At 66.5% G+C, this 24,981-nt stretch carries 25 protein-coding genes; 11 read left to right on the forward strand and 14 right to left on the reverse strand.

Going from position 1 to position 24,981, the window contains the following annotated elements; translation table 11 throughout:
- Positions 1-23 precede the first annotated feature (23 nt).
- Positions 24-1,757, forward strand: a complete 1,734-nt coding sequence (locus tag ABWP22_RS04960; protein WP_353198834.1) for a sensor histidine kinase — start codon at positions 24-26, stop codon at positions 1,755-1,757.
- Between the two features lie 325 nt (positions 1,758-2,082).
- Here the strand turns inward: ABWP22_RS04960 and ABWP22_RS04965 are convergent, their stop codons facing one another.
- The 3 genes from ABWP22_RS04965 to ABWP22_RS04975 all read right to left on the reverse strand — a co-directional run bounded on the left by ABWP22_RS04965 (position 2,083) and on the right by ABWP22_RS04975 (position 4,057).
- Positions 2,083-2,316: a hypothetical protein gene (locus tag ABWP22_RS04965; RefSeq protein ID WP_353198835.1), complete on the reverse strand. Its 234-nt coding sequence runs from the start codon at positions 2,314-2,316 to the stop codon at positions 2,083-2,085.
- A gap of 34 nt (positions 2,317-2,350) precedes the next feature.
- Positions 2,351-2,935 (reverse strand): SAM-dependent methyltransferase, encoded by a 585-nt coding sequence (locus tag ABWP22_RS04970; RefSeq protein WP_353198836.1) that lies wholly within the window; start codon positions 2,933-2,935, stop codon positions 2,351-2,353.
- Between the two features lie 135 nt (positions 2,936-3,070).
- Complete coding sequence (locus tag ABWP22_RS04975) at positions 3,071-4,057, reverse strand: threonine ammonia-lyase (RefSeq protein ID WP_353198837.1); 987 nt, start codon at positions 4,055-4,057, stop codon at positions 3,071-3,073.
- A gap of 262 nt (positions 4,058-4,319) precedes the next feature.
- Here ABWP22_RS04975 and ABWP22_RS04980 point away from each other — a divergent pair, with 262 nt between their 5' ends.
- From ABWP22_RS04980 to ABWP22_RS04990, 3 genes are all read left to right on the forward strand, one after another.
- Positions 4,320-5,522 (forward strand): type III PLP-dependent enzyme, encoded by a 1,203-nt coding sequence (locus ABWP22_RS04980; protein ID WP_353198838.1) that lies wholly within the window; start codon positions 4,320-4,322, stop codon positions 5,520-5,522.
- 123 nt (positions 5,523-5,645) lie between these two features.
- Positions 5,646-6,740 carry a 1,9-bis(guanidino)-5-aza-nonane synthase gene (locus tag ABWP22_RS04985; RefSeq protein WP_353198839.1) on the forward strand — a complete coding sequence of 365 codons (1,095 nt, stop codon included), beginning with the start codon at positions 5,646-5,648 and terminating at the stop codon, positions 6,738-6,740.
- Positions 6,741-6,933: 193 nt separating this feature from the next.
- A complete protein-coding gene (locus tag ABWP22_RS04990; RefSeq protein WP_353198840.1) occupies positions 6,934-7,380 on the forward strand; it encodes an MAPEG family protein in 447 nt (148 codons plus the stop codon).
- Here ABWP22_RS04990 and ABWP22_RS04995 read toward each other — a convergent pair.
- The 3 genes from ABWP22_RS04995 to ABWP22_RS05005 are packed head-to-tail and all read right to left on the reverse strand — an operon-like array spanning position 7,371 to position 10,164.
- The gene (locus tag ABWP22_RS04995; RefSeq protein ID WP_353198841.1) at positions 7,371-8,579 is read right to left on the reverse strand and encodes a class I SAM-dependent RNA methyltransferase; all 1,209 of its coding nucleotides are present in this window, start codon (positions 8,577-8,579) and stop codon (positions 7,371-7,373) included. The two genes, ABWP22_RS04990 and ABWP22_RS04995, sit on opposite strands and share 10 nt — an antisense overlap.
- Entirely contained in the window at positions 8,576-9,940 is a 1,365-nt protein-coding gene (locus tag ABWP22_RS05000) for an NAD(P)H-hydrate dehydratase (protein ID WP_353198842.1), read from the reverse strand. Before ABWP22_RS05000 ends, ABWP22_RS04995 begins: the two co-directional genes overlap by 4 nt.
- Positions 9,937-10,164, reverse strand: a complete 228-nt coding sequence (locus tag ABWP22_RS05005) for a hypothetical protein (RefSeq protein WP_353198843.1) — start codon at positions 10,162-10,164, stop codon at positions 9,937-9,939. Before ABWP22_RS05005 ends, ABWP22_RS05000 begins: the two co-directional genes overlap by 4 nt.
- A gap of 10 nt (positions 10,165-10,174) precedes the next feature.
- On the opposite strand from ABWP22_RS05005, the gene ABWP22_RS05010 reads away from it, so the two are divergent.
- On the forward strand, positions 10,175-10,675 hold the full coding sequence (locus tag ABWP22_RS05010) for a GNAT family N-acetyltransferase (RefSeq protein WP_353198844.1): 501 nt from the start codon (positions 10,175-10,177) through the stop codon (positions 10,673-10,675).
- 271 nt (positions 10,676-10,946) lie between these two features.
- Here the strand turns inward: ABWP22_RS05010 and ilvD are convergent, their stop codons facing one another.
- The 6 genes from ilvD to ABWP22_RS05040 form a co-directional block, all read right to left on the reverse strand.
- Complete coding sequence (gene ilvD, locus ABWP22_RS05015; RefSeq protein WP_353198845.1) at positions 10,947-12,665, reverse strand: dihydroxy-acid dehydratase; 1,719 nt, start codon at positions 12,663-12,665, stop codon at positions 10,947-10,949.
- Positions 12,666-12,717: 52 nt separating this feature from the next.
- Complete coding sequence (locus ABWP22_RS05020) at positions 12,718-13,437, reverse strand: N-formylglutamate amidohydrolase (protein ID WP_353198846.1); 720 nt, start codon at positions 13,435-13,437, stop codon at positions 12,718-12,720.
- A 132-nt stretch (positions 13,438-13,569) separates the two neighbouring features.
- Positions 13,570-13,854: a hypothetical protein gene (locus ABWP22_RS05025; protein WP_353198847.1), complete on the reverse strand. Its 285-nt coding sequence runs from the start codon at positions 13,852-13,854 to the stop codon at positions 13,570-13,572.
- 329 nt (positions 13,855-14,183) lie between these two features.
- Positions 14,184-15,002, reverse strand: a complete 819-nt coding sequence (locus ABWP22_RS05030) for a 4-(cytidine 5'-diphospho)-2-C-methyl-D-erythritol kinase (protein ID WP_353198848.1) — start codon at positions 15,000-15,002, stop codon at positions 14,184-14,186.
- Between the two features lie 40 nt (positions 15,003-15,042).
- Positions 15,043-16,761: a tetratricopeptide repeat protein gene (locus ABWP22_RS05035; RefSeq protein ID WP_353198849.1), complete on the reverse strand. Its 1,719-nt coding sequence runs from the start codon at positions 16,759-16,761 to the stop codon at positions 15,043-15,045.
- Between the two features lie 301 nt (positions 16,762-17,062).
- A complete protein-coding gene (locus ABWP22_RS05040; RefSeq protein WP_353198850.1) occupies positions 17,063-18,712 on the reverse strand; it encodes an electron transfer flavoprotein-ubiquinone oxidoreductase in 1,650 nt (549 codons plus the stop codon).
- Between the two features lie 134 nt (positions 18,713-18,846).
- Here ABWP22_RS05040 and ABWP22_RS05045 point away from each other — a divergent pair, with 134 nt between their 5' ends.
- Positions 18,847-19,593: a hypothetical protein gene (locus ABWP22_RS05045; RefSeq protein WP_353198851.1), complete on the forward strand. Its 747-nt coding sequence runs from the start codon at positions 18,847-18,849 to the stop codon at positions 19,591-19,593.
- On the forward strand, positions 19,590-21,482 hold the full coding sequence (locus ABWP22_RS05050) for a lytic transglycosylase domain-containing protein (protein WP_353198852.1): 1,893 nt from the start codon (positions 19,590-19,592) through the stop codon (positions 21,480-21,482). The genes ABWP22_RS05045 and ABWP22_RS05050 overlap by 4 nt, the downstream gene beginning before the upstream one ends.
- A gap of 6 nt (positions 21,483-21,488) precedes the next feature.
- Here ABWP22_RS05050 and ABWP22_RS05055 read toward each other — a convergent pair whose 3' ends face one another.
- Together ABWP22_RS05055 and ABWP22_RS05060 are read right to left on the reverse strand one after the other, a co-directional pair.
- The gene (locus tag ABWP22_RS05055; RefSeq protein WP_353198853.1) at positions 21,489-21,887 is read right to left on the reverse strand and encodes a GFA family protein; all 399 of its coding nucleotides are present in this window, start codon (positions 21,885-21,887) and stop codon (positions 21,489-21,491) included.
- A gap of 67 nt (positions 21,888-21,954) precedes the next feature.
- On the reverse strand, positions 21,955-22,338 hold the full coding sequence (locus tag ABWP22_RS05060) for a VOC family protein (RefSeq protein ID WP_353198854.1): 384 nt from the start codon (positions 22,336-22,338) through the stop codon (positions 21,955-21,957).
- 78 nt (positions 22,339-22,416) lie between these two features.
- On the opposite strand from ABWP22_RS05060, the gene moaB reads away from it, so the two are divergent.
- Genes moaB through ABWP22_RS05080 form a run of 4 tightly spaced genes read left to right on the forward strand, consistent with a single transcriptional unit; the run spans position 22,417 to position 24,959 of the window.
- A complete protein-coding gene (gene moaB, locus ABWP22_RS05065; RefSeq protein WP_353198855.1) occupies positions 22,417-22,944 on the forward strand; it encodes a molybdenum cofactor biosynthesis protein B in 528 nt (175 codons plus the stop codon).
- Between the two features lie 3 nt (positions 22,945-22,947).
- Positions 22,948-23,397: a hypothetical protein gene (locus ABWP22_RS05070; protein WP_353198856.1), complete on the forward strand. Its 450-nt coding sequence runs from the start codon at positions 22,948-22,950 to the stop codon at positions 23,395-23,397.
- Between the two features lie 50 nt (positions 23,398-23,447).
- The gene (locus ABWP22_RS05075; protein ID WP_353198857.1) at positions 23,448-24,521 is read left to right on the forward strand and encodes a PA0069 family radical SAM protein; all 1,074 of its coding nucleotides are present in this window, start codon (positions 23,448-23,450) and stop codon (positions 24,519-24,521) included.
- A 45-nt stretch (positions 24,522-24,566) separates the two neighbouring features.
- Positions 24,567-24,959, forward strand: a complete 393-nt coding sequence (locus tag ABWP22_RS05080; RefSeq protein WP_353198858.1) for a hypothetical protein — start codon at positions 24,567-24,569, stop codon at positions 24,957-24,959.
- The last annotated feature ends 22 nt before the right edge of the window (positions 24,960-24,981 follow it).

Genomic DNA, 24,981 nt, shown 5'->3' on the forward strand with positions numbered 1-24,981 from the left:
TCGGGCGGCAAACCGGGCGGCCGATGCCGCTCCTCGATGGGCTGACCCGGCGCAGTTCGATCCGCGGCATCCTGCTGGTCATCCTGCTGGTATCGCTGCTGCCGATGATGGCCTTGTCGACCTGGCAGGGTTTTGCGCGGCTGCAGCGCGACCGGCAGGCCGAGCAGCGCCAGTTGCGCGAGACGGCCATGCTGATCAGCGCGTCGCAGCGCCAGGTCATCACCGGCGCGCAGGGCCTGTTGTCGGTGCTGGCGGCCGCGCCGGCCGTGCGGTCACGCGATCAGCTACGCTGCGGCCCGGTGTTGAAGGCGGCCGCACGCAGCCAGCCGGCGTTCCGCAGTTTCACCGTTTCCGATCCCGCCGGCCGCATCGCCTGCGCCAGCGATCCCGCCGCCATCGGCGTGCAGACCACCACCGATCCGCAGTTGTGGCAGCAATTGCACCGCCCGGGATTTCTGGTGACGGCGCCGGTGTGGGGTACCGTATCGAAACGGATGGTGCTGCGCGCCATGCTGCCGCTGAACCTGGATGGCCGGTTCGATGGCGTCATCACGGCCTCCATCGATCTCGATTGGCTGCGCCGCATGTTGATCGAACATCATCCCGCGGCCAACATCATTGTTGCGCTGGTCGATCGCAATGGCGAGGCGGTGACGGCCAGCCGGCCGCTGCCGGCGAAGCGTCTGATCCTGGTCCCGGCGAACGGCGTCTCTGTATTCCACGTCCGCGGCCAGGATGGCACCGATTGGTCCTATGCTGCGGCGCCGCTGCGGCTGGAAACCAGCGGCGGCGAAGCCTTTCACATCGTTTATGCCGTGGCGCAGCCGCCGCGCTTTGGCCGGGAATGGTGGTTCGTCGCCGGCTATTTCCTGTTGCCATTGCTGGCGTTGATCCTGGCGTCCTTGGCGATCTGGGTGGGTGCCAATCGCGCCATTCTCGGCTGGGTGTCGCAACTGGGTATGCTGGCCCGGCAGATCGGCAGCAACCAACGGCTCGATGTGCCGCCGGGGCTGGGGTTTTCCGACGCGCCGGCAGAGGTGCGCGATCTGGCCGCCGATCTGCTGCGCATGCGCGGCACGATTGCCGATCGCGAACAGCGCCTGCGTGGTGCCGCTGCCGCCCAGACCGAGGTGGCAAAGGAACTGCACCACCGTGTGCGCAACAATCTGCAGGTGATCGCCAGCTTCCTCAGCCTGCAAGCCGACGGCATCGTGGTGAGCGAAGCGCGCGGCGCGCTGGAGGAAGCCCGGCTGCGCGTCGCCGCCATGGCGATGGTCAACGGGCTGCTTTATGCCGATGCCGAAGTCACCACGGTGGCGATGGCCAGGCTGCTCGAACCGATCGTCGACATGCTGGCCCGCCACACCGGTATCGATGCCGTTGTGCGCGTGGATGGCAAGGTGACGCCGCGTGACGTCGACATTGATCGCGCCATCCCGCTGGCGCTGTGGCTGATCGAAGCCACCTTGTGCCTGTGCGAACGCGCCGATGTGACGTCGCGCCCCAGCCATTTCACCATCGCGATGGAAAACGAAGGCGGCTCGGTGTGCATCATTGTCACCATGCACGGCCTGCTGCCGGATTCGGCCCGCGCCAGCATGCACCGCCGGCTGGTGACGGCGATTGCGCTGCAACAAGGTGCCACTGCGCGCATCGATGATGTCGGCCCGACCTGGGGCAAGATCGTGCTGTGCCTGCGGACCGATGCTGCGGCCGGCGCGGTCACGCCTGAGATGGATATGCACCCATTCGCCTGAACAGGGCCGCCATGATTGCGGTGCCGCAATTTGTGGCGCGCCCCGGAACCATCGGGCTTCATTCGGATTATCTAGGCATCAGGCCGCTTGTTCCCAGGTCTTCAGCACCGGGCAAGGCTTGATGACAAAGCGGTCACTCGCGGGCCTCGCCTGCCCCGCCGCCCGGTGTGGCAGGCCGCGACGGTGACCTTCCCCTTGTGTCCACCCGCCACGAAAATTTGCTGCGTATGAAGCTTCTCCGCTTTGCGGGCGGTTCCCGGTTGCAGCAGCCGCTGAGCGTGGACAGCCTGGCGGCTCCCCGCGGCACAGCGCCCTGCCCTTGCGATCATTGCAACTCTGCCCTGCCCGTCAGCATGTGGAATGTGCGCAGGCTGGGGCCGCCATCAACTTCCCGCAGGATCAGGCCGCCCGGGCCCGCGGCGTCTGCATTGTCGACATCTGCCTGTACCCGATCCTCAGCCACCTTGGCTGGTTTGATGATCGGCGCTGCCATAACAGGCTGTTCGACGGTCACAGCCCGGAAACGGCCCGCAACCCCTATCAGCAACTTGCCGATCACCGTCCCGCGCAGACGTTGCAGCGACGCGCCTTGTTCAGAGTTTGAGCACATCGATCCGGTAATTGGCTGTGTGAACCTGCAACATGATCGGCGCCACAGGCCGCAGCGCGGCAATGAAGATTTCGGCAGCCTCCTGCCCCGACACCGGATAATCCGGCGTCGGCCCCAGCCAGTGCACCAACTGCACATGCGCGCCACTGGCGGCGAGCAGGCGTGTCACCCGTGCGGCGCGCACCAGCGCCTGGGCATCGAGATAATAGAGAATTTCCGACAAGAGAATGAGATCGAAACCATCGGCGACCTGCGCATCCTGCATGTCCCCCGGAAACGCCCGGCAGGCAAAGCGCACATGCGGCGCCTGCGCAAGCCGTGCCCGCGCCCTGGCCAATGCCGCTTCGGCCACGTCGATCGCCAGCACCCGATCACAACGTGGCGCCAACTGTTCGGTCAGCACACCGATCGAACAACCGACTTCCAGGGCATTGCGATAGCGCGTGCCTGGCAAGGCGGCCAGCGTGGCGGCATGCTTGCGCCGGTCATAGGCGCTGGTTTCGATCAGCCAGGGATCGGGATCGGCATCATAAAGCGCATCGAAATAGGCGGCGGGCAGGCTGCTCATGCGGGTCTCCCGATCGTGATGCCCGATGCCACGCTGCAATCGGTTGGCCATGCGGGGAGAACACGACCGGACCCGTATTGTTCCCGCCCTTGCTATCGGACGTTGCGCGGGATCGCCCGGTCGCTGCCCGCGGGTTCAGAACGCGCCGGCCTCGGTCAGGCAATCGACCAGCACCGCCGCATCGATGTTGCCGCCCGAAAGGGTGGCGATCACCGTCTTGCCGCGCACATCCACCCGCCCGGCCAGCAGCGCCGCCAGCGTGACCGCACCGCCGGGTTCCACCACCAGCTTCAGTTCGCGAAAGGCAAAGGCGACGGCGCGCGCCACTTCGGCCTCGCTCACCGCGACACCGGTGGCGCCGTGGTGGACGAGCGTGGCAAAGGTGATCTCTGCCATGCACAGCGTCTGCAATGCATCGCAGCGCGTGGGTCCGGGATTGTGGACCGGAATGATGTGGCCGGCGGCGAGCGATTGGCAGACATCGTCATAACCTTGCGGTTCGACCACCACCAACGGCAACTGGCTGCCGGCCGCAAAGCCACCCGACAGGCCGCCGCCGCCGCAGCAGGTGAGCGCCAGATCGGCGGTTTCGCCCTTGGCGGCGAGATCCTGCACCGCCTCCAGCCCGGCGGTGCCCTGGCCGGCAATGATCAGCGGGTCGGCAAATGGCGGCACGATCAACGCGCCGCGGGCTTCGGCGTGGCCGGCGGCGATGGTCTCGCGCGCTTCGGTCAGCCGATCATAGAACACGACCTCGGCACCATCGGCGCGGGTGCGCTCCACTTTCAGCCTGGGCGCATCGGACGGCATGACGATCAGCGCCGGCATGCCGAGCAGCTTCGCCGCGCGCGCCACGCCTTGCGCATGATTGCCCGACGAATAGGCGACGACACCGCCGCGCCGGCCTTCGGGCGGAATCGCCAGCAGGCGATTCATCGCACCGCGGAACTTGAAGCTGCCGGTCAACTGCAGATTCTCCGGCTTCAGCCACACCCGGCCGCCGCAAACCGCATCCAATGCCGGGGAATTCAGCAGCGGCGTGCGCACCGGCCAAGTGCCGAGCCGATCGGCCGCAGCCAGCACATCGGCATGAACAACCGCCTGGATATCGTGCGAAGTCATTGAAATTCGGCCCTTTCACAAAAATGTCACAAGCTTGGCAAGCCCTTGAAAGGCCACGTCAAAACCCGCTTTTTCACTGTAACAAAAATCTTCTTTACACGTGGGGGTGCGTCCCATAACTAGCGGCTCGCTGCCCCATGGGACTTCCACCGCAAGGCAGCTTTGGTGTCAATGCCGGCGACCGGCCGAGAGGGTTCCGCAAGGGATCATCCCGACAAGCGCGCAGCATTGTCATACTTTGCCCACCCGGAGGTCCCTTGAGTTGCTCAAGCATCATACTGCGCTCGTCGTAGCGCGCACCCTGCGTCCCGCGCAGCCGGTTACCCTCGTCCGCCCGCATGCGGCGCGTCGTGCCGCCCGTTTCTTCCTCGAGAAGTTTCCGGGCACATCGATGTATGCGGTCAAGGCGAACCCGTCTCCCGATCTGATCCGCACCCTGTGGGATGCGGGGCTGACGCATTATGACGTCGCCTCCATCGCCGAAGTGCGTCTGGTCCGCGAAGTCGCGCCCAATGCCACGCTGGGCTTCATGCACCCGATCAAGGCGCCGGAAGCCATCGCAGAGGCCTATCATCGCCATGGCGTGAAGGTGTTCAGCCTGGATTCGCTCGACGAACTCGACAAGATCGTCGCCGCCACGTCCACCGATGGCGTTGCTGCGACCGACCTGACGCTGTGCGTCCGGCTGCGCGTCTCGTCCTCGCATGCCAAGCTCAGCCTGGCGTCCAAGTTCGGCGTGCATGCCGATGAGGCCGCGCCGGTGCTGATGGCCGCCCGTCAGGTCGCTGATGCGCTGGGCATCTGCTTCCATGTCGGCAGCCAGGCGATGAGCCCGCAGGCCTATGGCGATGCCATGGCGCAGGTGCGCGCGGCAATCGTCGCGGCTGGCGTCACCGTTGACATCGTCGATGTCGGTGGCGGCTTCCCGTCGATCTATCCCGGCATGGCGCCGGCCCGGCTGGAAGCCTATTTCGAGGTGATCCACCGCGCCTTTGAATCGCTGCCGATTTCCTATTCGGCCGAGCTGTGGTGCGAACCCGGCCGGGCGCTGAGCGCCGAATATGCCTCGGTGCTGGTGCGGGTGGAAGCACGCAAGGACGATGTGCTCTACATCAACGACGGTGCCTATGGTGCGTTGTTCGATGCCGCGCATGTCGATTGGCGCTTCCCGGTGCAACTGGTGCGCGATACGCCCAGCCGCGCCCGCGACATCGATTTCAGCTTCTGGGGCCCGACCTGCGACGACATGGATTATATGCGCGGTCCCTTCGCGCTGCCGGCCGACATCAAGGCGGGTGACTATATCGAAGTCGGCATGCTCGGCGCCTATGGCTCGGCGATGCGCACCGGTTTCAATGGCTTCACCGCCGGCGAAACGGTGATCATGTCGGACGAACCCATGGACACGCTCTATGCTGTCACGGAAGAGTCGCCGGACAAGGTTATCCAGCTGCGATCGATCTGATTTCTCATGCCCCCACCCCGCGTGGTGGGGGCATGGTTCCCCCGCTCGGCGCCGGACTCCCCCGGCCGCGGGCGGCGTTTCCGTTTGAAACGCCGGGCCATCATCAAATCCGGGAGACTCTCCATGACCACCCAAGACCTCAACGCCCCATTGAATGCTGTCGTCACCGAACTCAGCCCCGCCGAGCGCCAGCGCAAGGCCGAGCTGCTGTCCACGCTGGTCGAGCATATCGACATCAAGAGCTTCGACGCCCGCCCGATCATCGACGGCATGGCCAAGATGAGCTTCACCAGCCGCGATCTGGCCCGCGCCACTGCCATCTACAACCAGATGCTCGCCGATCCCGATTGCACCATCTTTCTGGTGATCGCCGGTTCGACCAGCGCCGGCGGCTGCATGGATCTTTATGCCGAGCTGCTGAAGAACAACATGATCGACGGCATTGTCGCCACTGGCGCCTCGATCGTGGACATGGATTTCTTCGAAGGCCTTGGCCACAAACATTATCAGGCGCTGGAAGTGCCGGATGACGATACGCTGCGCTCGCTGCTGATCGATCGCATCTATGATACCTATATCGACGAAGAAGCACTGCAGGATTGCGATCACACCATATACGAGATCGCCAACAGCCTCGAACCCCGCGGCTATTCCAGCCGGGCCTTCATCCGCGAGATGGGCAAATATCTGGTCGAGCATGGCAAGAAGGACAACAGCCTCGTCAAGCTCGCCTATGAGCATGACGTGCCGATCTTCTGCCCGGCGTTTGTCGATTCCTCGGCCGGCTTTGGCCTCGTCAAGCATCAGGTGGAGCGCGCCAAGGCCGGCCAGCCCTACATGATGCTCGATGCCATCGCCGATTTCCGCGAACTGACCGACATCAAGATCAAGGCCGGCACCACCGGGCTTCTCATGATCGGCGGCGGCGTGCCGAAGAACTTCATCCAGGACACGGTGGTCTGCGCCGAAATACTCGGTCACCACGATGTCGAAGTGCACAAATATGCCGTGCAGATCACCGTCGCCGACGTGCGCGACGGCGCCTGCTCATCCTCGACGCTGCAGGAAGCGGCAAGCTGGGGCAAGGTCAACACCGGCATCGAGCAGATGGTGTTCGCCGAAGCCGGCTCGGTGATGCCGCTGCTCGCCAGCGACGCCTACCATCGCGGCCACTGGCAAACCCGCGCCAAGCGCGCGTGGGGCAAGCTGTTCGCCTGAGGGCGAACGGGAGGCAAATTGTTCGCCTGAGGGTGAACGGGGGGCAAATTGTTCGCGTGACCCTCTTCCCTCTTCCCTTGCGGGAGAGGGCGACCCGCCGAAGGCGAGCGGGGTGAGGGGTAAGTCCTTCCCATTTGACAAACCCCCGCCAAACGAAAATACCCTCCCCGCCACAAACGGGGAGGGTTTTTTCATGTCGCAATCCATCTTGCTGCCGATGCTGGCGCTGGCCGCCTGGACGATGATCGTCTGGATCTGGATGTACGCCACCCGCCTGCCCGCCATGAGCCGGGCGAAGATCGACGGCACCAAATTGGTCGGTTCCACCGGCAAGAGCCTGCGCGATGATCTCGTCGCCGCCGGCGAAGTGCGCGCCAGTTGGGTGGCCGACAATTACAACCATCTGATGGAACAGCCGACCATCTTCTATGCCGTCACACTGGCATTGGCCGTGCTGGGCGAAGCGGGCAGCCTCGCCGTCAATCTGGCCTGGGCCTATGCCGGCCTGCGTGTCGCCCACAGTCTGGTGCAGATCCTGTCCAACCGCGTCCTCATCCGCTTCGCGCTGTTCGCCACTGCCAGCCTTTGCCTGTTCGGCCTGGTGCTGCTGGCGCTGTCGGTGGCGGTCGCTCAGGGCTGACGTTCGAACCTTGCAACCAGTTCGACATGGCTGGACCAGCGGAACTGCGCCACCGGCCACAAGGCGGTGAGCGTGTAGCCGCCTTCCACCAGGATCTTCGCATCACGTCCGAAGCTGTTGGGATTGCACGATACTGCAACCACGACGGGCACCGCTGAGGCCGCCAGCGCGCGCGCCTGCGCCTCTGCGCCGGCACGCGGCGGATCGAACACGACCACGTCGAGACCGGCGAGTTCCTTGCCTGCCAATGGCCGGCGGAACAGATCGCGGTGCTGCACCTCCACCTTGCGGCCGGCGCGGCGGGCAGCCACGCCCAGCGCCATCACCGCCGGCCCCGCCGCATCCATGGCCAGCACGGCGGCACGCTGCGATAGGGGCAGCGCGAACGTGCCCAACCCGCAGAACAGGTCCGCCACCCGGCCGGCATCCCCCACCGCCGCCAGCACTGCTGCGACCAGCGCCGCCTCGCCCTCGCGCGTGGCCTGCAGGAACGGCGCCACGGGCAGTGGCACGACGACTCCGCCCATGCGCAGCGTTGGCTGGCGACGCTCGACCAGCGTGTCGATGCCGCCCGGCCCTTCAACGCTGAGCCGCGCCAGATCATGGCTTGCGGCAAAATCACTGAGCGCCTCGATCGCCGCCAGCCCTTCGGCCGAGACATTGGCGAGCAGCAGATCGATGCCATCATCGCTCAGCGTCATCGCGATGCCGGCCCCCTGCCCGTCTTTCAGCCGCGCCTTCAGCAGCAGGCGCAGCGGCGGCAGCAAGGCCATCAGTTCGGGGGCCAGCAGCGGGCAATCGGCGATATCCACCAGCGCATGAGTGCCTTCGCTGTGAAAGCCCAGGCTGAGCCGGCCGCTGCGTTTCAGCGCCTTCAGGCTGGCGCGGCGGCGGCTGCGCGGCGGCGACAGCGCCACGGGATGCGTCTGCGCCGGCAGCCCGGCCGGCAGCACGCGCAGCAACCGATCCAGGACGAAATCCACATAGGCCACGTCATCCAGATGCTGCAATTGGCAGCCACCGCAGGCCGGATAATGCGCGCAGGCCGCCGGCGCATGGTGCGGGCCGGGGATGATGCGCGGCGGATCGACCGCGAAATCGACACTGTCGCCAATCGCCGCCAATGGCACAAACCGGCCATCGCCGGTGATGCCATCACCGCGCGCCGCCAATCGCACGATGGCCTGCAAATCGCTCACAGACTGGACAGCACCGCCGGCAGGCTGGCGACAAGATCATCGGCGATGCCGCCCGGGCCGAGCCGCCGACCGGCTTCGCCGTGCAGCCAGGCCGCCGCGCACGCCGATTCGAACAAGGGATGGCCCTGCGCCAGCAACGCAGCGATCATGCCGGCCAACACGTCACCGGACCCGGCGGTGGCCAGCCATGGCGCCGCATGGGCGTTGATGGCGGCGCGGCCATCGGGCGCCGCAATGATGGTGGCGCGGCCCTTCAACAGCACCACCGTGCCGGTCTTCGCCGCTGCGGCCTGCACCGCCGCCAGACGGTCACTGCCCACCGGGCCGAACAATTGCGCGAATTCCCCTTCATGCGGGGTCAATACCGCCGGAATCCCGAGGGTGGACGCATTGAGCAAGCGCAGCGCCCCGGCATCGATCACCGTCGGCCGGGCTGCCCATTGCAACCGGCGCAGCCAGCCGCGCGCGCGGGCGTCGGCCTCCATGCCCGGCCCGATCACCACGGCGCCCATGCGCGGATCAGCCAGCAGCGCGGCGGCCTCCTCGTCACTGCGCCGCATCAGCGCCAGTGCCGGCATCGGGCCAGCATCGTCGCTGGCCAGCGTCACCAACCCGGCGCCGCAGCGCAACGCCGCCAGGCCGGTGAGGCCGGACGCACCGCCATGGCCGTTGGTGCCCTCCACCATCATCACCCAACCGCGGGCATATTTGTGGGTATCCGGCGCCGGCCCCACCAGGCGCGGCGGCGCGGTCAGCCGCAGCGTGCTGGCCAGCGGCACGCCGATATCGATCACCGCCAACCGCCCCGTCACCGAGGCACCGTCGCCCAGCACATGGCCAGGCTTGGCGGCACCGAAGGCCACGGTGAGCTCCGCCGCAAACGGTTCACCCAGGCATTGGCCGGTATCGGCATGCAGGCCGGACACGATGTCGATGGCCACCACCCGGCCCACCCCACGCAACCGATCGATCACCGCCTGCACATCTTCGGGCACGGGCCGCGACAGGCCGATGCCGAACAGCGCATCGATGATCAGCGGCGCCGGCGGCGCATCGGCCAACGCCACCACGGCGCCGCCATGATCCCGCCAGCGCTGTGCCATGGTCGCGGCTGGCTCGGACATGGGCGGCGCATCGGCTGCCACGGTCACCGTCACGCCGGCTGCACTGAGCAACAGGGCAATGCCATAGCCATCGCCGCCATTGTTGCCCGGCCCGCACAAGATCGTCGCCCGCCGCGCCGGGGCATAGGCCAGGATCGCCCGCGCCGCGCCCGCCGCCGCCCGCTCCATCAGGATGAGCGCGCTGGTGCCGGCCGCAATGGCTGCGGCTTCGGCCGCCCGCATAGCCGCGACAGTCAACAACGGCTGCCCAGAATCGAAATTGAACATCCGGGCCTTGTCACAAACCACAGGCCGGCAAACAAGGGTGCATCGTTCGATTGTTGCAATGCGTGCAGGCGCCGTTCTTTATGCCATACCGGCCACTTGCCGGTCTTGCCGATCGCCGGCCTTGTTTCAGCCGGCTTTATGGCTGACCATCCGCCTGTTGGGGCTGACGCCGGCAACAATGCAAAATTGATCATGGATTGAACGATGAACCCGAAAATCCGCGCCGTCCTGCCGGAAGACGCCGCCGAACTGGCCGAATTGCTGAACGCCATCATCGCGCGCGGCGGCACCACGGCGTTTGAAACCGCGTTCACACCGGCGCGGCTGGCAGAGGCCTATCTGATCGGCCCGAGCGTGCATTGCTGTTTCGTCGCCGAACGGAATGGCCAGTTGCTCGGTTTTCAGACGCTGGGCACGCAGACGTTCCTGCCCGCCGGCATTGGCGATATCGCGACCTTCACCCGGCTGGGCGGTACCCAGCGCGGTGTGGGCTCGGCGCTGTTCGCCACCACCTGCACCCGCGCGCGCGAACTGGGCCTGCGTGCCATCAACGCCACCATCCGCGGTGACAATGTCGGCGGACTCGCCTTCTACAGCCGCATGGGCTTTCTGGATCATGAAGTGGTGCCGGCGGTGCCGCTGAAGGACGGCACGCCGGTGGACCGCATCAGGAAGCGGTTCGTCCTGGTCGACCAATCCACCTGACGTGATGATCGGAGCGGGCGGCGAACAAACGCTTGCGTGATCTGCATGACCACGCAAGCCAAAGCCCCAGAAAAAGGTCGAAAATGGCCAGAAGGGCGAAAAGGAACCAGAACCCGGCATCGCGGATACAAGGTCCATGGACCAGCAGCGCCACCGCATGACAGGCGGCGATGCCGAACAAAAACAACCGAATGAACCGCAATGCATTGCTGCATGACGGGCCCTGACCGGGTCTGCTGCCGCCAACACCTCAACGGACGGCGGTTACCCCTCAGATATCCGCAAACACGTGCGTTTCGGCCTTCGCCCCCGGATGCGTCACCGCCCCCAACCGCGCCGATCCGACCGTCTGGGCGAATTTCCAGATCGCGCCCGATTGATAATCGGTGGCACGCGGCACCCACGCCACCCGCCGTTCGGCCAGCACGGCTTCGTCCACCTCCAGATCGATCGTGCCTGCATTGGCATCGATGGTGATGATGTCGCCATCCTGCACCAGCGCGATCGGGCCGCCTTCGGCGGCTTCCGGGCCGACATGGCCGATGCAGAAACCGCGCGTCGCGCCGGAGAAGCGGCCATCGGTGATCAGCGCCACATCCTCGCCCAGGCCCAGGCCATAAAGCGCGGCCGTGGTGGAGAGCATCTCGCGCATGCCGGGCCCGCCCTTGGGCCCTTCATAGCGGATGACGATCACGCAGCCCTTGGCGATATCACGCGCTTCGACCGCCGCGAACGCCGCTTCCTCGCCTTCGAACACCCGCGCCGGGCCACTGAAACGCAGGGTCTTCATCCCCGCCACCTTCACGATCGCGCCATCGGGCGCCAGGCTGCCCTTCAGTCCGACGACCCCGCCGGTCGGGGACAATGGCGTCGCCACCGGATAGATGACCTTCTGATCCGGGTTCCACGTCACCTCGTCGATGTTTTCCGCCAGCGTCTTGCCGGTCACCGTCATGCAGTCGCCATGCAGGAAACCGGCATCGAACAGCGCCTTCAGCGCCATGTAGACGCCGCCCGCATCATACATGTCCTTGGCGACATAGCGCCCGCCCGGTTTCAGATCGGCGATATAGGGCGTCGTCTTGAAGATTTCGGCCATGTCGAACAGATCGAAATCCACGCCGCATTCGTTGGCCATGGCCGGCAGATGCAGCGCCGCATTGGTGGAGCCGCCAGTGGCTGCCACAATCCGGGCTGCATTTTCAAAGGCCTGGCGCGTACAGATGTCACGCGGCCGCAAGTTGCGCTCGATCAGGGTCATGATCTGCTTGCCGGCCGCGATCGCGATGTCGCCGCGCGTCTGATACGGCGCCGGCGTCATGTTGCTGTTGGGCAGCGAGAGGCCAATCGCCTCGCCCACGCAGGCCATGGTGTTGGCGGTGAACTGCCCGCCGCACGCACCGTGGCCGGGGCACGCGACCTTTTCCAGCGCAGTCAGCCGCGCCAGCGGACAACTGCCTGCCGCAAAGCCGCCCACGGCCTCGAACACGTCGACAACGGTCACATCCTGGTTTTCAAAGCGACCCGGCAGGATCGATCCGCCGTAAACGAAGATGCTCGGCACATTCAGCCGCAGCATCGCCATCATCATGCCGGGCAGGCTCTTGTCGCAGCCGGCAAAGCCGATCAGCGCGTCATAACAATGGCCCCGCATCGAAAGCTCAACCGAATCGGCAATGATGTCGCGGCTGACCAGGCTGGCCTTCATGCCCTGATGGCCCATGGCGATGCCGTCGGTGACGGTGATGGTGTTGAAGCGCCGCGGCATCCCGCCCGCCTCGTTCACGCCGATCCGCGCCGCATCGGCCTGCGCATCCAGGGTGGTGTTGCATGGCGCCGAATCATTGCCGGCGGATGCAATGCCGACGAATGGCCGTGCAATCTCTTCCTCGGTCAAGCCCATGGCGTAATAGTAACTGCGATGCGGCGCCCGCTCCGGACCGACCGAAACATGGCGTGATGGCAGTTTGGACTTGTCGAATCTTGTCATAAACAGGCCTCATTCGATAACAAAATTTCCGTGCCTCAGCCGCACGGGCGCGTCAAGCCAGACTGCGCCGCACGCTGGCGATACAATCGGCCAGGATGTGCGTCCAGCGCGCCACGCCTTCCTGGTCGCGCAAGCCGTCGTTGCGCACTTCAATGCCCACATAGGGGATACCGGCGGCTTCGGCATGGGTGTCGAGCGTGTAGTTGAGTGTGGCACCCGAATAGGGCTGATTGTCCCCCACGTGCAGGCCGCGCGTCGCCAGCGCCAGGATCGCGGCGCGCGCACCGCGATCATCGTGATTGTAAAGGATGCCGACCGGCCACGGTCGTTCCTCGTCCGGCCGTGTGGCGAGTTGCGGCGTGAAACTGTGCACCGCGATGATCAGCGCCGGGCGCTGGCTGGCGATCTGCGCGGCCAGACTGTCATGATAGGGCCGGTGGATGGCGGCGATGCGCAGATCACGCTCGGCGGCGGGCAGATCCCAATTGCCGGAAATGATATGGCCATCGCTACTGGCCGGCACGGCGCCCGGATCATCCGGGTCGCGGTTGAGATCCACCACCAGCCGCGACACCGTGGCAATGATCGCCGGCGCCGCCAGGGTGCGCGCGAGCCGCCGGGTGAGCGCATCGGTGCCGATATCCACCGCGACGTGATCGCCCATCAATGCCGGCGGCACGCCCAGGTTGATGCCGGGCGGCACATCCGCCGCCGCATGATCGGCGACCAGCAGGATGTCGGCGGTGCCAGGCAGGAGTTCGGGCCGGTGCATGACATCTGCATAGCCGGGGTGCGGCATGGGCGAAAGCGGGCAAAAAAACGCCCGGCGGGGGGCCGCCGGGCGTTCGAGTTCATCCTGGGTCAGGATGGAGGGAAAGCAGTCGGGGCCGATACCCCGGCTGAATCAGTTGCCGGTGGTGCTGGTCGACAGCGCGGCCAGACCGGTGCCGAGCAGCTTGGCGGCGGCGGCAAACTTCTTGCCGGCTTCGAACTTGGCGTCTTCAGCACATAGTTTTTCGCCCGTGGCGACCAGCTTCAGCGCCTTGGCGGCATCTTCACCGCCCTTGGCATCGGCCAGGGTACGGATCTGGGCCGGGGTGGCCGTGCAGCTGACCTGCGTGCCGGCAGCGGCCGGAACGGCGGCAATGGCGAGAACGGCGAGCGGCAGGGCGATCAAACGGGTGAACATGGTATGTCTCCTGGGACGGCGGATGGGTGAACAAGTCTGGTTGATCTGAGCGCCACAAGCCGGCCCGAGGGGGGAGGGTTGAGCGCTGACTGAGCAGCGCTCAAATCAACTGTGGCCGGTTTAAGCGCGGCTCAGTTCACCGTCAACAGCTATTTTGAGCACAAATCAGCTTGTTGCAGCGCAGCGTTGCAAATACAGACACTTGGATGAATGACGTAGGATTTATTTCGGCGTTGCACCAAAGAAATTGGTGCAGATTTCCCGCAGAAATTCCCGAATTTTCGAGTCGCACTTCAATCATGTGAGCGCGACTCAGGGCGCTGACCGACTCAGAGGATATGGGTCGGGCAAAGCCACCAGCCCTGCCCGGCCAACGCCGCCGCCGCCCGATCACGCGCGCCCGCATTCGGGTACAGCGCCAGGCAAGTGGCACCCGAACCGCTCATGCGGACCAGGCTCGCCGCCCCGTCTGCCGCCAATGCCGCCAGCACATCGGCAATCACCGGCTGGATCGCCACGGCGGCGGCGGTCATGTCATTGCGCAACGCCTGCAACGGCAAATCAGCCGCGATGCCGCCGCGATCCTGCCGGTCCCAACCGGCAAACACCGGGCCGGTCGGCACCGAAACGCGCGGATTGACCAGCAGCACCGGCGTGCCGCCATGATCGTGCGGCCAGGGCGACAGCGCCTCGCCCTTGCCCTGCCCAAGGCGTGTCTGGCTGAACACGCATACCGGCACATCAGCACCCAATGGCTCGGCAAGCGCAGCCAGCCGCTCCAGCGGCCAATCCAGCGCCCACAGCCGGTTCAGCAGGCGCAGCGCCGCCGCCGCATCCGCCGAGCCACCCCCCAGCCCCGCCGCGACCGGAATCTGCTTGTCCAGATGCAGGCGCGCGCCCGGCCATACGCCGCCTGCTGCCGCCAGCATCCTTGCGGCGCGCAGCACCAGATTGTCGTCACCCACATCCGCGGCTGCTGCGGTTGGCCCGGCCAGGCTGAGCGTCAGCGTGTCCGCCGCCTCGCCGTGCAACATGTCGCCGAATGCGGTGAAGGCAAAGATGCTTTCCAGATCATGATAGCCATCGGCCCGCCGCCGCCGCAGGTGCAGCGCCAGGTTGATCTTGGCCGGGGCGGGTTCGATGATCATCGTGGCCGGCATTGGCGCGGCAAGCCGCTTCCTGCAACTGCTATCGGAGCGCCAGCATGGCGCCGGCTGCGTCCAGGCCGAAATCCAGCCGCGCCTGCAACTGCCGCCGTTCGTCGGCGGCGACGGTCACCGTGCCGGCGCCGGATGCCGTCATCGCGCCCGTCATGGCCAATGCCTCGCGCCAACGGAAGCGCGCTTCGATGCGGCGCCCCTGCCGCCACAGCGCATCGCCAAGATGGCTCATGATCGTCGGGTCCTGCGGCTCCAGGCTGACGGCGCGTTCCAGCGTGTTCACCGCCTTGTCGATCTCGCCCAACCGCAATTGCATCCAGCCCAACGAATCGATGATGCCGCCGTCCCCCGGCCGCAGCGCCGCCGCCCGTTCGATCAGGCTGCGCGGCTCGGTGGCGCTCTCCCCTGCTTGTGGGCCGGCTTGCGTGTCGCGCTCCAGCAGGCTGTAGCCCAGATAATTCAGCACACTCGGCTCTTCAGGCATCAGCACCAGCGCAGCCCGCAGATCGGCCTCCGCGCCCGGCCAGTCGCCGGCGCGATCGCGCATCATGCCGCGCAGATAATGCAGGTTCCACGCCGTCGCGCCCAGGCTGGCGCCGAACCGGTCGATGGCCACGCCATAGGCGGCCGCCGCATCGGCATAGCGCTCGGCCCGGCGGTGCCAGCCGGCCAGCCCAGCCCAATCTTCGGCCGATGCCTCAGGTGCGTCTGCCGCCGTCTTCAGCAATTGCCCGGCCGCGGCCGCCTCGCCGGCGGCTTCCATCACCTCGGCCCGCCGCGCCCGCACCGCTTCATCCAGCCCCAGTCCGGCCGGCACCTGCGCCAATGCCGCCAACGCGCTCTGGGCCTGGCCGGCACCGCCCAGCACATCGCCGACGGTCAGCCAGGTGGCCGGCAGGTCCGGCGCCATGAAGCTGGCCAGCCGCGCGAGCAGCAGCGCCAGCGGCTCCGCGCGTTCGCGCGCCAGATCGCCGGCCAGCCGCACCGACAGCCATGCCAGCGCCTGGCGCGGTTCCGTCACCAGCAGGCCGAGCCGCTTGCCGGCCAACAAGCGCTCGCGCGCCGCCGCTGTCGGCCGATCGCTGGGGAACAGCACCGCCAGGGCCTCGTCGCGCCGCCCGGCCATGGCCAGGGCATCGGCCTGGCCCTGGCGCAGGAACATCGCCGCGACGCCGCCACCTATCCGTGCCTGGCGATAGGCCGTCGCGGCCTCGTCCCAGCGGCCCAACCACGCCAGCATATGTGCGCGTTGCTCGGCGACATAGGCGCGCATGAAGCCTTGCGAACGCTGCGGATCGAGCAGCGCCAGCGCCGTGGTGGTGTCGCCGCGCGCCGCTGCCGTCCACGCATCGATGATTGGCCCGGCCACCAACGGCCACCCCTGCCGGCCCAGCTTGCCGCGCAGCACTGCCACTTCCGCCCAATCCTTGCGCACGGCAGCGTCCGCCAGCCGCGTCATGGTGATTTCGGCATCGGTCGCGCCGGCTGCGACCAGGCTGCGCGCCAGCTTGAAGGCGCGCGGCTGATCACCGGCCGCCACCGCCAGATCCCAGGCCCGGCGCGTGACCGTGGTCGCAGCCGGGTCCGCCGCACGCGCTTCTTCCATCAGACGGGACGCGAGGCCGAGTTCGTTGTCCAGCGCGGCGTAGCGGCTGACGACATAGGCATGCAGCGCGGATTCAGCGGCCCTTGGCGGCGCGGCCTGGGCCGGAACGGCAAGGGTGAGAAGGAGGAGCGGGATGCGCATGCGGCGCGAGTGTGGCGTGGTGGGTATGGGTTGTCGAGGGGGGTGCGCTTCGGCGACAAGGTGTGTGCCGGGCGGGAACGGCCGGCGGCAGAGCCGCCGAGTCCGTTTGGGGTGCTGAAGGAAGCAAGGAAGGAAGAGCGCGGCGGAGCCGCAATGCCTGCCCCGGACCTGATCCGGGGTCGGACGAGTCAAAAAGGCGGCCTGAAGGGACCGCCTTTTTCGCTCAATGCCTGCCCCGGCGAAGGCCGGGGTCCGTGCTTGCGCGAGTCAGGCTGCGGCACGCAGCCTGACTCGCTGCGCATTACATATTCGGATAATTCGGGCCCCCGCCACCCTCCGGAACCACCCACTGTATGTTCTGCGTCATGTCCTTGATATCGCAGGTCTTGCAATGCACGCAATTCTGCGCGTTGATCTGCAGGCGCGGGGCATTTTCCTCCACGCCGACGATCTCGTACACGCCGGCCGGGCAATAACGCTGCGCCGGTTCGTCATAGAGCGCATAGTTCACCTCCACCGGCACCGACGCGTCTTTCAGGGTCAGGTGGCAGGGCTGGTCTTCTTCGTGGTTGGTGTTCGAAAGGAACACGCTGGTCAGCCGATCGAAGCTGATGACGCCATCGGGCTTGGGATAGACGATCTTCTTGGCCTCACCCTTCTTGCGCATATGGGTGTTGTCGGGCGTCAGCTTGAAGGTGAACGGCAGTTCATAGCCCAGATATTCCATCCACATCATCACGCCGCCGAGCACGGTTCCGACTGTGGTGCCGAACTTCTCGACCGCCGGCAGCACGTTGCGCACCATCTTCAGCTCTTCGGATACCCAGCTCTTCTTGTAGGCGGCCTCATAGGCGGTCAGCTCGTCGCTGCCGCGCTGCGCTGCAATCGCCGCCACGGCCGCTTCGGCCGCCATCATGCCGGTCTTCATGGCGGTATGACTGCCCTTGATGCGCGGCACGTTGAGGAAACCGGCCGCACAACCGATCAGCGCGCCGCCGGGGAAGGCCAGTTTCGGCACCGCCTGCCAGCCGCCATCGTTGATCGCGCGCGCGCCATACGACACGCGGCGCCCGCCTTCCAATATCTCGCGGACCGCCGGATGCGTCTTCCAGCGCTGGAATTCCTCGAACGGCGACAGGTGCGGATTGTCGTAATTCAGCCAGACCGAGAAGCCCAGGGCCACCTGGCCATTGGCCTGGTGATAGAGGAAGCCGCCACCGTTGGCATCGCTCAGCGGCCAGCCCTGGCTGTGGATCACCCGGCCCGGCACATGTTTCTCGGCCGGAATGTCCCACAATTCCTTCAGGCCGATGCCGTAAATCTGCGGCTGGCTATCCTTGCGCAGGTCGAAACGCTTGATCACCTGCTTCGAAAGATGGCCGCGCGCGCCTTCGGCAAAGAAGGTGTATTTGGCATGGATTTCCAGGCCCGGTGTCCAGCTGTCCTTGCGGCTGCCATCCTTGGCGATGCCCATATCGCCGGTGGCAACGCCCTTCACGCTGCCATCATCGTTGTACAGCACTTCGGCGGCGGCAAAGCCGGGGAAAATCTCCACGCCCACCGCTTCGGCCTGGCCGGCCAGCCAGCGCGTGAGATTGCCCAGGGATACGGTGTAGCAGCCGACATTGTGCATGAACGGCGGCAGCAGCGCGTGCGGAAATTCGGTCTTGCCGGTTTCGCTGAGGATCCAGTGGTGATTTTCCGTCACCGGCACGGTCATCGGCGAATCCATCGTCCGCCATTCCGGCAACAGCTCATCGAGTGCGCGCGGATCGACCACGGCGCCCGACAGGATATGCGCGCCGATCTCGCTGCCCTTTTCCAGCACGCACACCGACAGCTCCAGCCCCAGCCGCTGCGCCTCCTGCTTGGCGCGGATCGCGGCCGACAGGCCGGCTGGCCCGCCGCCCACGATCACCAGATCATAGGGCATGGATTCGCGTTCGCTCACGTGGCTTTCCCCAACTGTGCCGGCATTCGGACGCTTTGCCGGCGTTCCGACTGTCGCAGACTTGACATGATCCGACAGATAGCGGGCCAGACAGGGCTTGACCAGACACGCCGGCCTGCGGCTTGTGCGGGATTGTGCCGCCAAATGTCGCCCCCCTCGCTACAGATGCCGCCCGCGATGCGCTGGCGTTCCTGATCGCTGCGGGTTGCGACGTGCCGGTGGATGCGTCGCCGCGGCGCTGGCTGGAACCGGTTGCGGCACCCGCCATCGCAATCGCGGCGTCCCCGGACGCTCCTATCCCCGCCGCTGCGCCCCCTGCCACCGCCCGCCCTGCTCCGCCGGCGCGCGATCCGGCGGCACCGCATCCGGCGCTGGCCTGCGCCGATGTGCCGGCACTGTTGGCGTTGCTCGGCCGCTTCCCGGCGGCGCGGCAGCATCCGCCGCTGCTGTATCACGGCAATCTCGATGCCCGTGTCTGGGTGCTGATCGATCGCCCCGATCTGGACGCCGGGCACCGTGAGACCATCGATCGCATGATTGCCGCCATCGATCTGGATTGGTCGCACGCCGCACTGGTCAGCCGGCTGGCCTTCCCGACCCCGGGCGACAGCGAACCGACCCCCGATCTGCTCGCCCGCTTCACACCGGTGCTGGAACGCCTCGCAGTGCTCGCCCCACCGTCACATGTGCTGGCGCTGGGCCAGGTTGCCGCCGAAATGGCCGGCAGCACGGCCCGGCTGGCCAGCAGCCGCGGCACCTGGTTCGATTGGGCCGGTGCGCGGCTGCTGCCGTCCATCCACCCACGCACCATGGCGAGCAGCAAGGATCTGAAAGCCCAGGCCTTCGCGCATCTGAAATTGTTCAAGGCAGCGACAGGATGATGCGCCCGCCGTGGCCCCTGATCTTCGGGCTGCTGGCCACCCCCGCGCTGGCCATCACTGCACCGCCCGAACTGCAACCGCCGGCCCAATTGCAGCCGCTGGCGCCCGCGGCGACCCCGACGATGGTGGTGACCGGACTGCGCCCCGGTATCACCGCCCGCCAGCGCCTGGTGCCGCCGCAATTGAGCGAGGCCGAACGCATCGCCTGGCGCAGGATCTTCCGCGATCTCGATGCCGGCCGCTTCAGCAAGGCCGCAGCCGGAATCGCAACCGAGCCGCCAGGCCTGCTGAGCGAAAGCGCCCGCGCGGCCTTGATCGCGGCGCGCGGCCCGGTGCGGTTGACGCGCGCCGATCTCGCCGCCTGGCTGCTCACCAACGCCGATCAGCCGCTGGCCGCCAAGGTCGCCCGGCTCGCCGAAGCCATGCCCGGTGCCGATGCCGCGCCGTTGCCGCTGCTGCCCGAAGCGCGCGCCTTCCGCCCCGCCAGCGTGCCGGGCTACACGGTCGAGCGCGCAGCCGGCGATGCCGATCTGGCCGACCGATTGAAGCCCCTGCTGGCTGCCGACCGCAATGATGAAGCCGAGCGGTTGTGGCTGGCACAGGCCGGGATCTTGTCCCCTTGGGCGCGCAGCGAATGGGCCGCGCGCATCGCCTGGAATCATTATCGCATGGGCGATGATCTGGCCGCGTGGCGCATCGGCCTGGATGCTGCCGCCGGGCTTGGCCAAGGCGCCGCCGATGGTGCCTGGGCGGCCGGGCTGGCGGCGTTCCGGTTGGGCCGCTGGCGTGATGCCGCCGCTGCGTTCGATCTGGTGAAGAACGGTCCCGAAGATGCCCGCGCCGCCGCCTGGTTCTGGGCCGCGCGCAGTTGGCAGCGCGCCGGGGACAATGCCGCGCAGCGTGACCGGCTGGCGCGCGCCGCCACATCACGCAACACCTTCTATGGCATATTGGCGCGGCGCACGCTCGGCATCGATCAGGGCCTCGATTGGGCCGAGCCGGATTTCATCACGGCGGATTGGAATTATCTGAAGGACGTGCCCGGCGCCCGCCGCGCCGCCGCGCTGGTGGAAATCGGCCAGTTGGGCCTGGCCGATCGCGAACTGCGCCATCTCGCCGCGACGGCGCCGGCCGATGCCTATCCAGCCATCCTGCGGCTGGCGGCGCGGCTCGATCTGCCGGCCACGCAATACAGCCTGGCCATCCGCTCCCCGGTCGGGCTGGAGGCGCCGCTGTCGGCGCGCTATCCAGCGCCCGATTGGGTGCCGTTCCGCGGCTGGCGGCTGCCGCGCGCGCTGATCTTTGCCCATGCCCTGCAGGAATCGGCGTTCATCACCACGGCCGGCAGCCGGGTGGGCGCCCGCGGCCTGATGCAATTGATGCCCGACACAAGCGACCTGGTGCACCGCCGCATCAGCCGCGAAACGCCCGATGCTGCCGCCGTGGTGGGCGACATCACCGATCCCGCCTATAATTTCGAACTGGGCCAGACCTATCTGGAAATGCTGGGCAACATGGGATTGACCAGCGGTCTGCTGCCCAAGGTGATCGCGGCCTATAACGCCGGGCCCGGCGCGGTGCTGAAATGGAACAGCACCCTGGATGATCAGGGCGATCCGTTGCTGTTCATCGAATCCATCCCCTATCGCGAAACCCGCCAATATGTGCGCGTGGTGATGCGCAACCTGTGGATGTACGAACTGCGCGATATGGGTGCGCCGGCCTCGCTGGAGGCGGTGGCACAGGGCCTGTGGCCCCGCCTGCCCGGCATCGGCGGACCAACTGCCGTCAAACGCGAGGCCCTGAGCATACGCCCACGCCCGCAGCCGGGCAGTTTTGCCCCGGAAGCCTGGCCGGCAGACGACCGCGCCGTCGCCGGCGGGAAATAGCGCCCGTCAGTCCGGAAACCGCTCGAACGCCGGCAATTCATGCGCGTTGGCCATCCAGCCGATGCGCTCGGCGATCTGGATATGCAAACCCGCCGGGAAGGCATCGCAATCATCGAATGTCGCGGCCTGGATATCGACAATCCCCGGCAGCATATCGGCGTTGCGATAAAACAGCCCGGTGCCACAATCGCCGCAGAAACTGCGCAAGGCGGCGCCTGATGAATTGCGGGTCCTTGCCGTGCCGCTCGTCACGCGCAAAGCATCTTCGGCAAACATCGCCCATGCGACCATCGGTGCGCCGGCCGCCTTGCGGCAATCGGCACAATGGCACAGCGCGACGTGCATCGGGGTGCCCGCCACTTCGTATCGCACCGCGCCGCAATGGCAGCCGCCAGTCTGGGTCATCACCATCCTCCCCGTCGCAAACATGCGGAACGTATCAGGAACATGCCGGTCCGGCAAGCCCGCCGGTTCAACCCTGCTGCGTCAGGCTCAGCAGATTGCCTTCGCTGTCGTTGAACCAGGCGACGCGGGCACCGCCGTCGGGTGCATTCCAAAGGCCCTGCGCATCCTGGCCCAGTCCCGGATAGATCAGCATTTCGACGCCATTGGCCACCAGCGCCGCAACGGCCGCGGCGGCATCATCCACTTGCCAGCCCAGCACCGGATATTGGCCCGGCTGCCAACCAGGCACCGCCGTTAACCGGATGAACCCGGCACCGCATGGAAACTGATCGCCGAACGGATCGATGGCCGGCGCGCCGATGGCCAGCACCGGCCCCAGGATATCGCCATAAAACGCCCGCGCCCGTTCGCGGTCGCTCACGCAGATCATCACCATCAACCGTGCGGTCATCGCAGCTTCCTTTCCAGTTGCCGCCATGGTTGTTCATCCACCATGACACCACAGCCCCACACCGTTAAACCGCATCCCATGCCCCTGGACGAGTCACTTTTGTTCGTGTCCCTCAATATCGCCGTCCTCACGGTGAGCGACACGCGCACGGCCGCCACCGATCGCAGCGGCGACACATTGGTGGACAGGCTGACTGCCGCCGGCCACACGCTGGCGGCGCGCAGCATTGCCAGGGATGAGGTGCCGGTGCTGGTCGCGCAGTTGAACAACTGGATCGACGATGCCGGAATCGACGTGATCATCACCACCGGCGGCACCGGTGTCACCGGCCGCGATGTTACCCCCGAAGCGCTGGATCAGGTGGCCGAAAAGCTGATCCCAGGTTTCGGCGAATTGTTCCGCTGGCTCAGCTTCCAGACAATCGGCACCAGCACCATCCAGTCACGCGCCTGCGCCGGCGTGGCGCGCGGCACCTATATCTTCTGCCTGCCCGGTTCCACTGGCGCCGTGAAGGACGGGTGGGACGGCATATTGGCCAGCCAGCTCGACAGCCGCCACCGGCCCTGCAATTTCGCCGATCTCATCCCCCGCCTGCAGGAACGTTGACCGGTGCGTTATTTTGTTGATTGCGAATTCAATGGCTTTGATGGGCCCTTGATCTCGATCGCGCTGGTGCCCGAAAGGGAGACAAGGCCGGATTTCTATGCCGTGCTGCCCTGCCACCGCCCGCGGCGCTGGGTGGCGGATCATGTCATGCCGGTGCTGGGCGCCACGCCACACGCCCGCGCTGATGTGGTGGCGGCGCTCACCGCCTATCTGATCGGCGATCCCGATCCGCTGCTGGTCGCCGATTGGCCGGAGGATATCGCCCACGCCGCCAGCCTGCTCGCCTATCAGGGCCGCTGCCTGGTGCCGCATGCGCGCTTTGCCCTGCTCAATCTGCCCGGCTTCGACACGGCGAGCGCCAGCGCCCTGCCCCACAATGCCATTGCTGACGCCCATGCCCTGCGCCGTGAAGTGCTGGCGCGCGAGGCCCGGCCGGGCGGCGTCGCGGCGTGACAATGGCATTTGTTCTTTTTATGTTCTGATTCGGACCGTATACACGGGGCATGGCCATTCCGCCTGCCCCCTCCGGTCGCGGTGCGACCCACAACGCCGTTCCAGCCCGCTTCGGCCTCGCGGCGCGCACGGCGGATGGCGATTGGCTGGATGATTCAGGCCTGGTCGAAGGCGCACCGCCGCCGCTGCGCACCACCGTCACCATCGAGCGCACACAGACGATCATCACCCGCAACCAATCCCCCGATGTGCCGTTCGACCGTTCGATCAATGCCTATCGCGGCTGCGAACATGGCTGTGTCTATTGCTTTGCCCGGCCCACCCACGCCTTCCACGATCTGTCCCCCGGCCTGGACTTCGAAAGCCGGCTGTTCGCCAAGCCCGATGCGCCGGCGCTGCTGAAGGCGGAGCTTTGCAAGCGCGGCTATCAGTGTCAGCCGATCGCACTGGGCACCAACACCGATCCCTATCAACCCATCGAGCGGGATTGGAAGATAACACGGCAAATCCTTGAAGTGCTTGAGGATTGCCAGCATCCGGTCACCATCACCACCAAATCCGACCGGGTGTGCCGCGATCTCGATCTCCTGGCCCGCATGGCCACACACAGCCTGGCGGCGGTGATGATCAGCGTGACGACGCTGGATGCGCGCCTCGCCCGTATCATGGAACCGCGCGCTGCCACGCCTTGGCGCCGCCTTGCCGCCATCCGCGCGCTTTCGCAGGCCGGCGTGCCGGTGTTCATCTCGCTGTCGCCCATGATCCCGGCCATCAACGATCCCGAGATCGAGGCCATTGTCGCGGCCGGCGCCGAAGCTGGCGCGACCGGCGCATACAGCATTCCCGTGCGCCTGCCCCATGAAGTCGCGCCACTGTTCCGCGACTGGCTGGCCGCCCATTTCCCGGACCGCGCCGCCCGCGTGATGCACCACATCACCACCATGCGCGGCGGCAAGGACAATGATCCGCGCTTCTTTGCGCGCTTCCAGGCGCAGGGGCCGTACGCGGCGCTGATGCGGCAACGCTTCCACAAGGCCTGCGCCGTGCATGGCCTCAGCCGCGAGCGTATCGCGCTCGATATCGCGCAGTTCCGGCCGCCATCCGACCAGATGTCGCTGTTCTGACGGGAACCGCTATGGCCGGCATGGGTTGGACAGGCAGAGGTGCCCATGACCAAGCCGCGCGACCATGACAACGAAGACAATGAAGAGCAACGCGAAGCCGATCAGGCGCAGGACGTGGCCGAAGATGCCTTGGCGCCGGACGCTGCCGACAATGCGCTCGACAGCCGCAAGCCCGACGGCGGCATCACCGATGACGACAGCAATGTTCACGACACGGTGGACCTGATGAAGCAGATGGTCACCTCCGGCCGGATCGACATGGGCGCCTTTGCGGGCGAGCCGTTGATGGACGATGGCGACGACGCCATGCCGGGCACGCCGGCTGGCCCGATGCGGGGCAACGATGACGATGTGATGGGCATCTTGTCGGACCAGATCGACGAGGTCGAAGACAGCGGCGAAGACCCGCTGGCCGCCGTGGTCAGCGATGATGGCTGACGAACTGGTCCGAATGTCCGGG

This window comes from Sandarakinorhabdus sp. (assembly GCF_040398665.1).
GTDB lineage: Bacteria > Pseudomonadota > Alphaproteobacteria > Sphingomonadales > Sphingomonadaceae > Sandarakinorhabdus.

Coding starts and splice junctions, on each gene's coding strand:
- ABWP22_RS04960 (WP_353198834.1), top strand. CDS start 24: ATGCCGCTCCTCGATGGGCTGACCCGGCGCAGTTCGATCCGCGGCATC.
- ABWP22_RS04970 (WP_353198836.1), bottom strand. CDS start 2,935: ATGAGCAGCCTGCCCGCCGCCTATTTCGATGCGCTTTATGATGCCGAT.
- ABWP22_RS04975 (WP_353198837.1), bottom strand. CDS start 4,057: ATGACTTCGCACGATATCCAGGCGGTTGTTCATGCCGATGTGCTGGCT.
- ABWP22_RS04985 (WP_353198839.1), top strand. CDS start 5,646: ATGACCACCCAAGACCTCAACGCCCCATTGAATGCTGTCGTCACCGAA.
- ABWP22_RS04990 (WP_353198840.1), top strand. CDS start 6,934: ATGTCGCAATCCATCTTGCTGCCGATGCTGGCGCTGGCCGCCTGGACG.
- ABWP22_RS05005 (WP_353198843.1), bottom strand. CDS start 10,164: ATGATCAATTTTGCATTGTTGCCGGCGTCAGCCCCAACAGGCGGATGG.
- ABWP22_RS05010 (WP_353198844.1), top strand. CDS start 10,175: ATGAACCCGAAAATCCGCGCCGTCCTGCCGGAAGACGCCGCCGAACTG.
- ilvD (WP_353198845.1), bottom strand. CDS start 12,665: ATGACAAGATTCGACAAGTCCAAACTGCCATCACGCCATGTTTCGGTC.
- ABWP22_RS05020 (WP_353198846.1), bottom strand. CDS start 13,437: ATGCACCGGCCCGAACTCCTGCCTGGCACCGCCGACATCCTGCTGGTC.
- ABWP22_RS05025 (WP_353198847.1), bottom strand. CDS start 13,854: ATGTTCACCCGTTTGATCGCCCTGCCGCTCGCCGTTCTCGCCATTGCC.
- ABWP22_RS05030 (WP_353198848.1), bottom strand. CDS start 15,002: ATGATCATCGAACCCGCCCCGGCCAAGATCAACCTGGCGCTGCACCTG.
- ABWP22_RS05035 (WP_353198849.1), bottom strand. CDS start 16,761: ATGCGCATCCCGCTCCTCCTTCTCACCCTTGCCGTTCCGGCCCAGGCC.
- ABWP22_RS05050 (WP_353198852.1), top strand. CDS start 19,590: ATGATGCGCCCGCCGTGGCCCCTGATCTTCGGGCTGCTGGCCACCCCC.
- ABWP22_RS05055 (WP_353198853.1), bottom strand. CDS start 21,887: ATGACCCAGACTGGCGGCTGCCATTGCGGCGCGGTGCGATACGAAGTG.
- ABWP22_RS05060 (WP_353198854.1), bottom strand. CDS start 22,338: ATGACCGCACGGTTGATGGTGATGATCTGCGTGAGCGACCGCGAACGG.
- moaB (WP_353198855.1), top strand. CDS start 22,417: ATGCCCCTGGACGAGTCACTTTTGTTCGTGTCCCTCAATATCGCCGTC.
- ABWP22_RS05075 (WP_353198857.1), top strand. CDS start 23,448: ATGGCCATTCCGCCTGCCCCCTCCGGTCGCGGTGCGACCCACAACGCC.
- ABWP22_RS05080 (WP_353198858.1), top strand. CDS start 24,567: ATGACCAAGCCGCGCGACCATGACAACGAAGACAATGAAGAGCAACGC.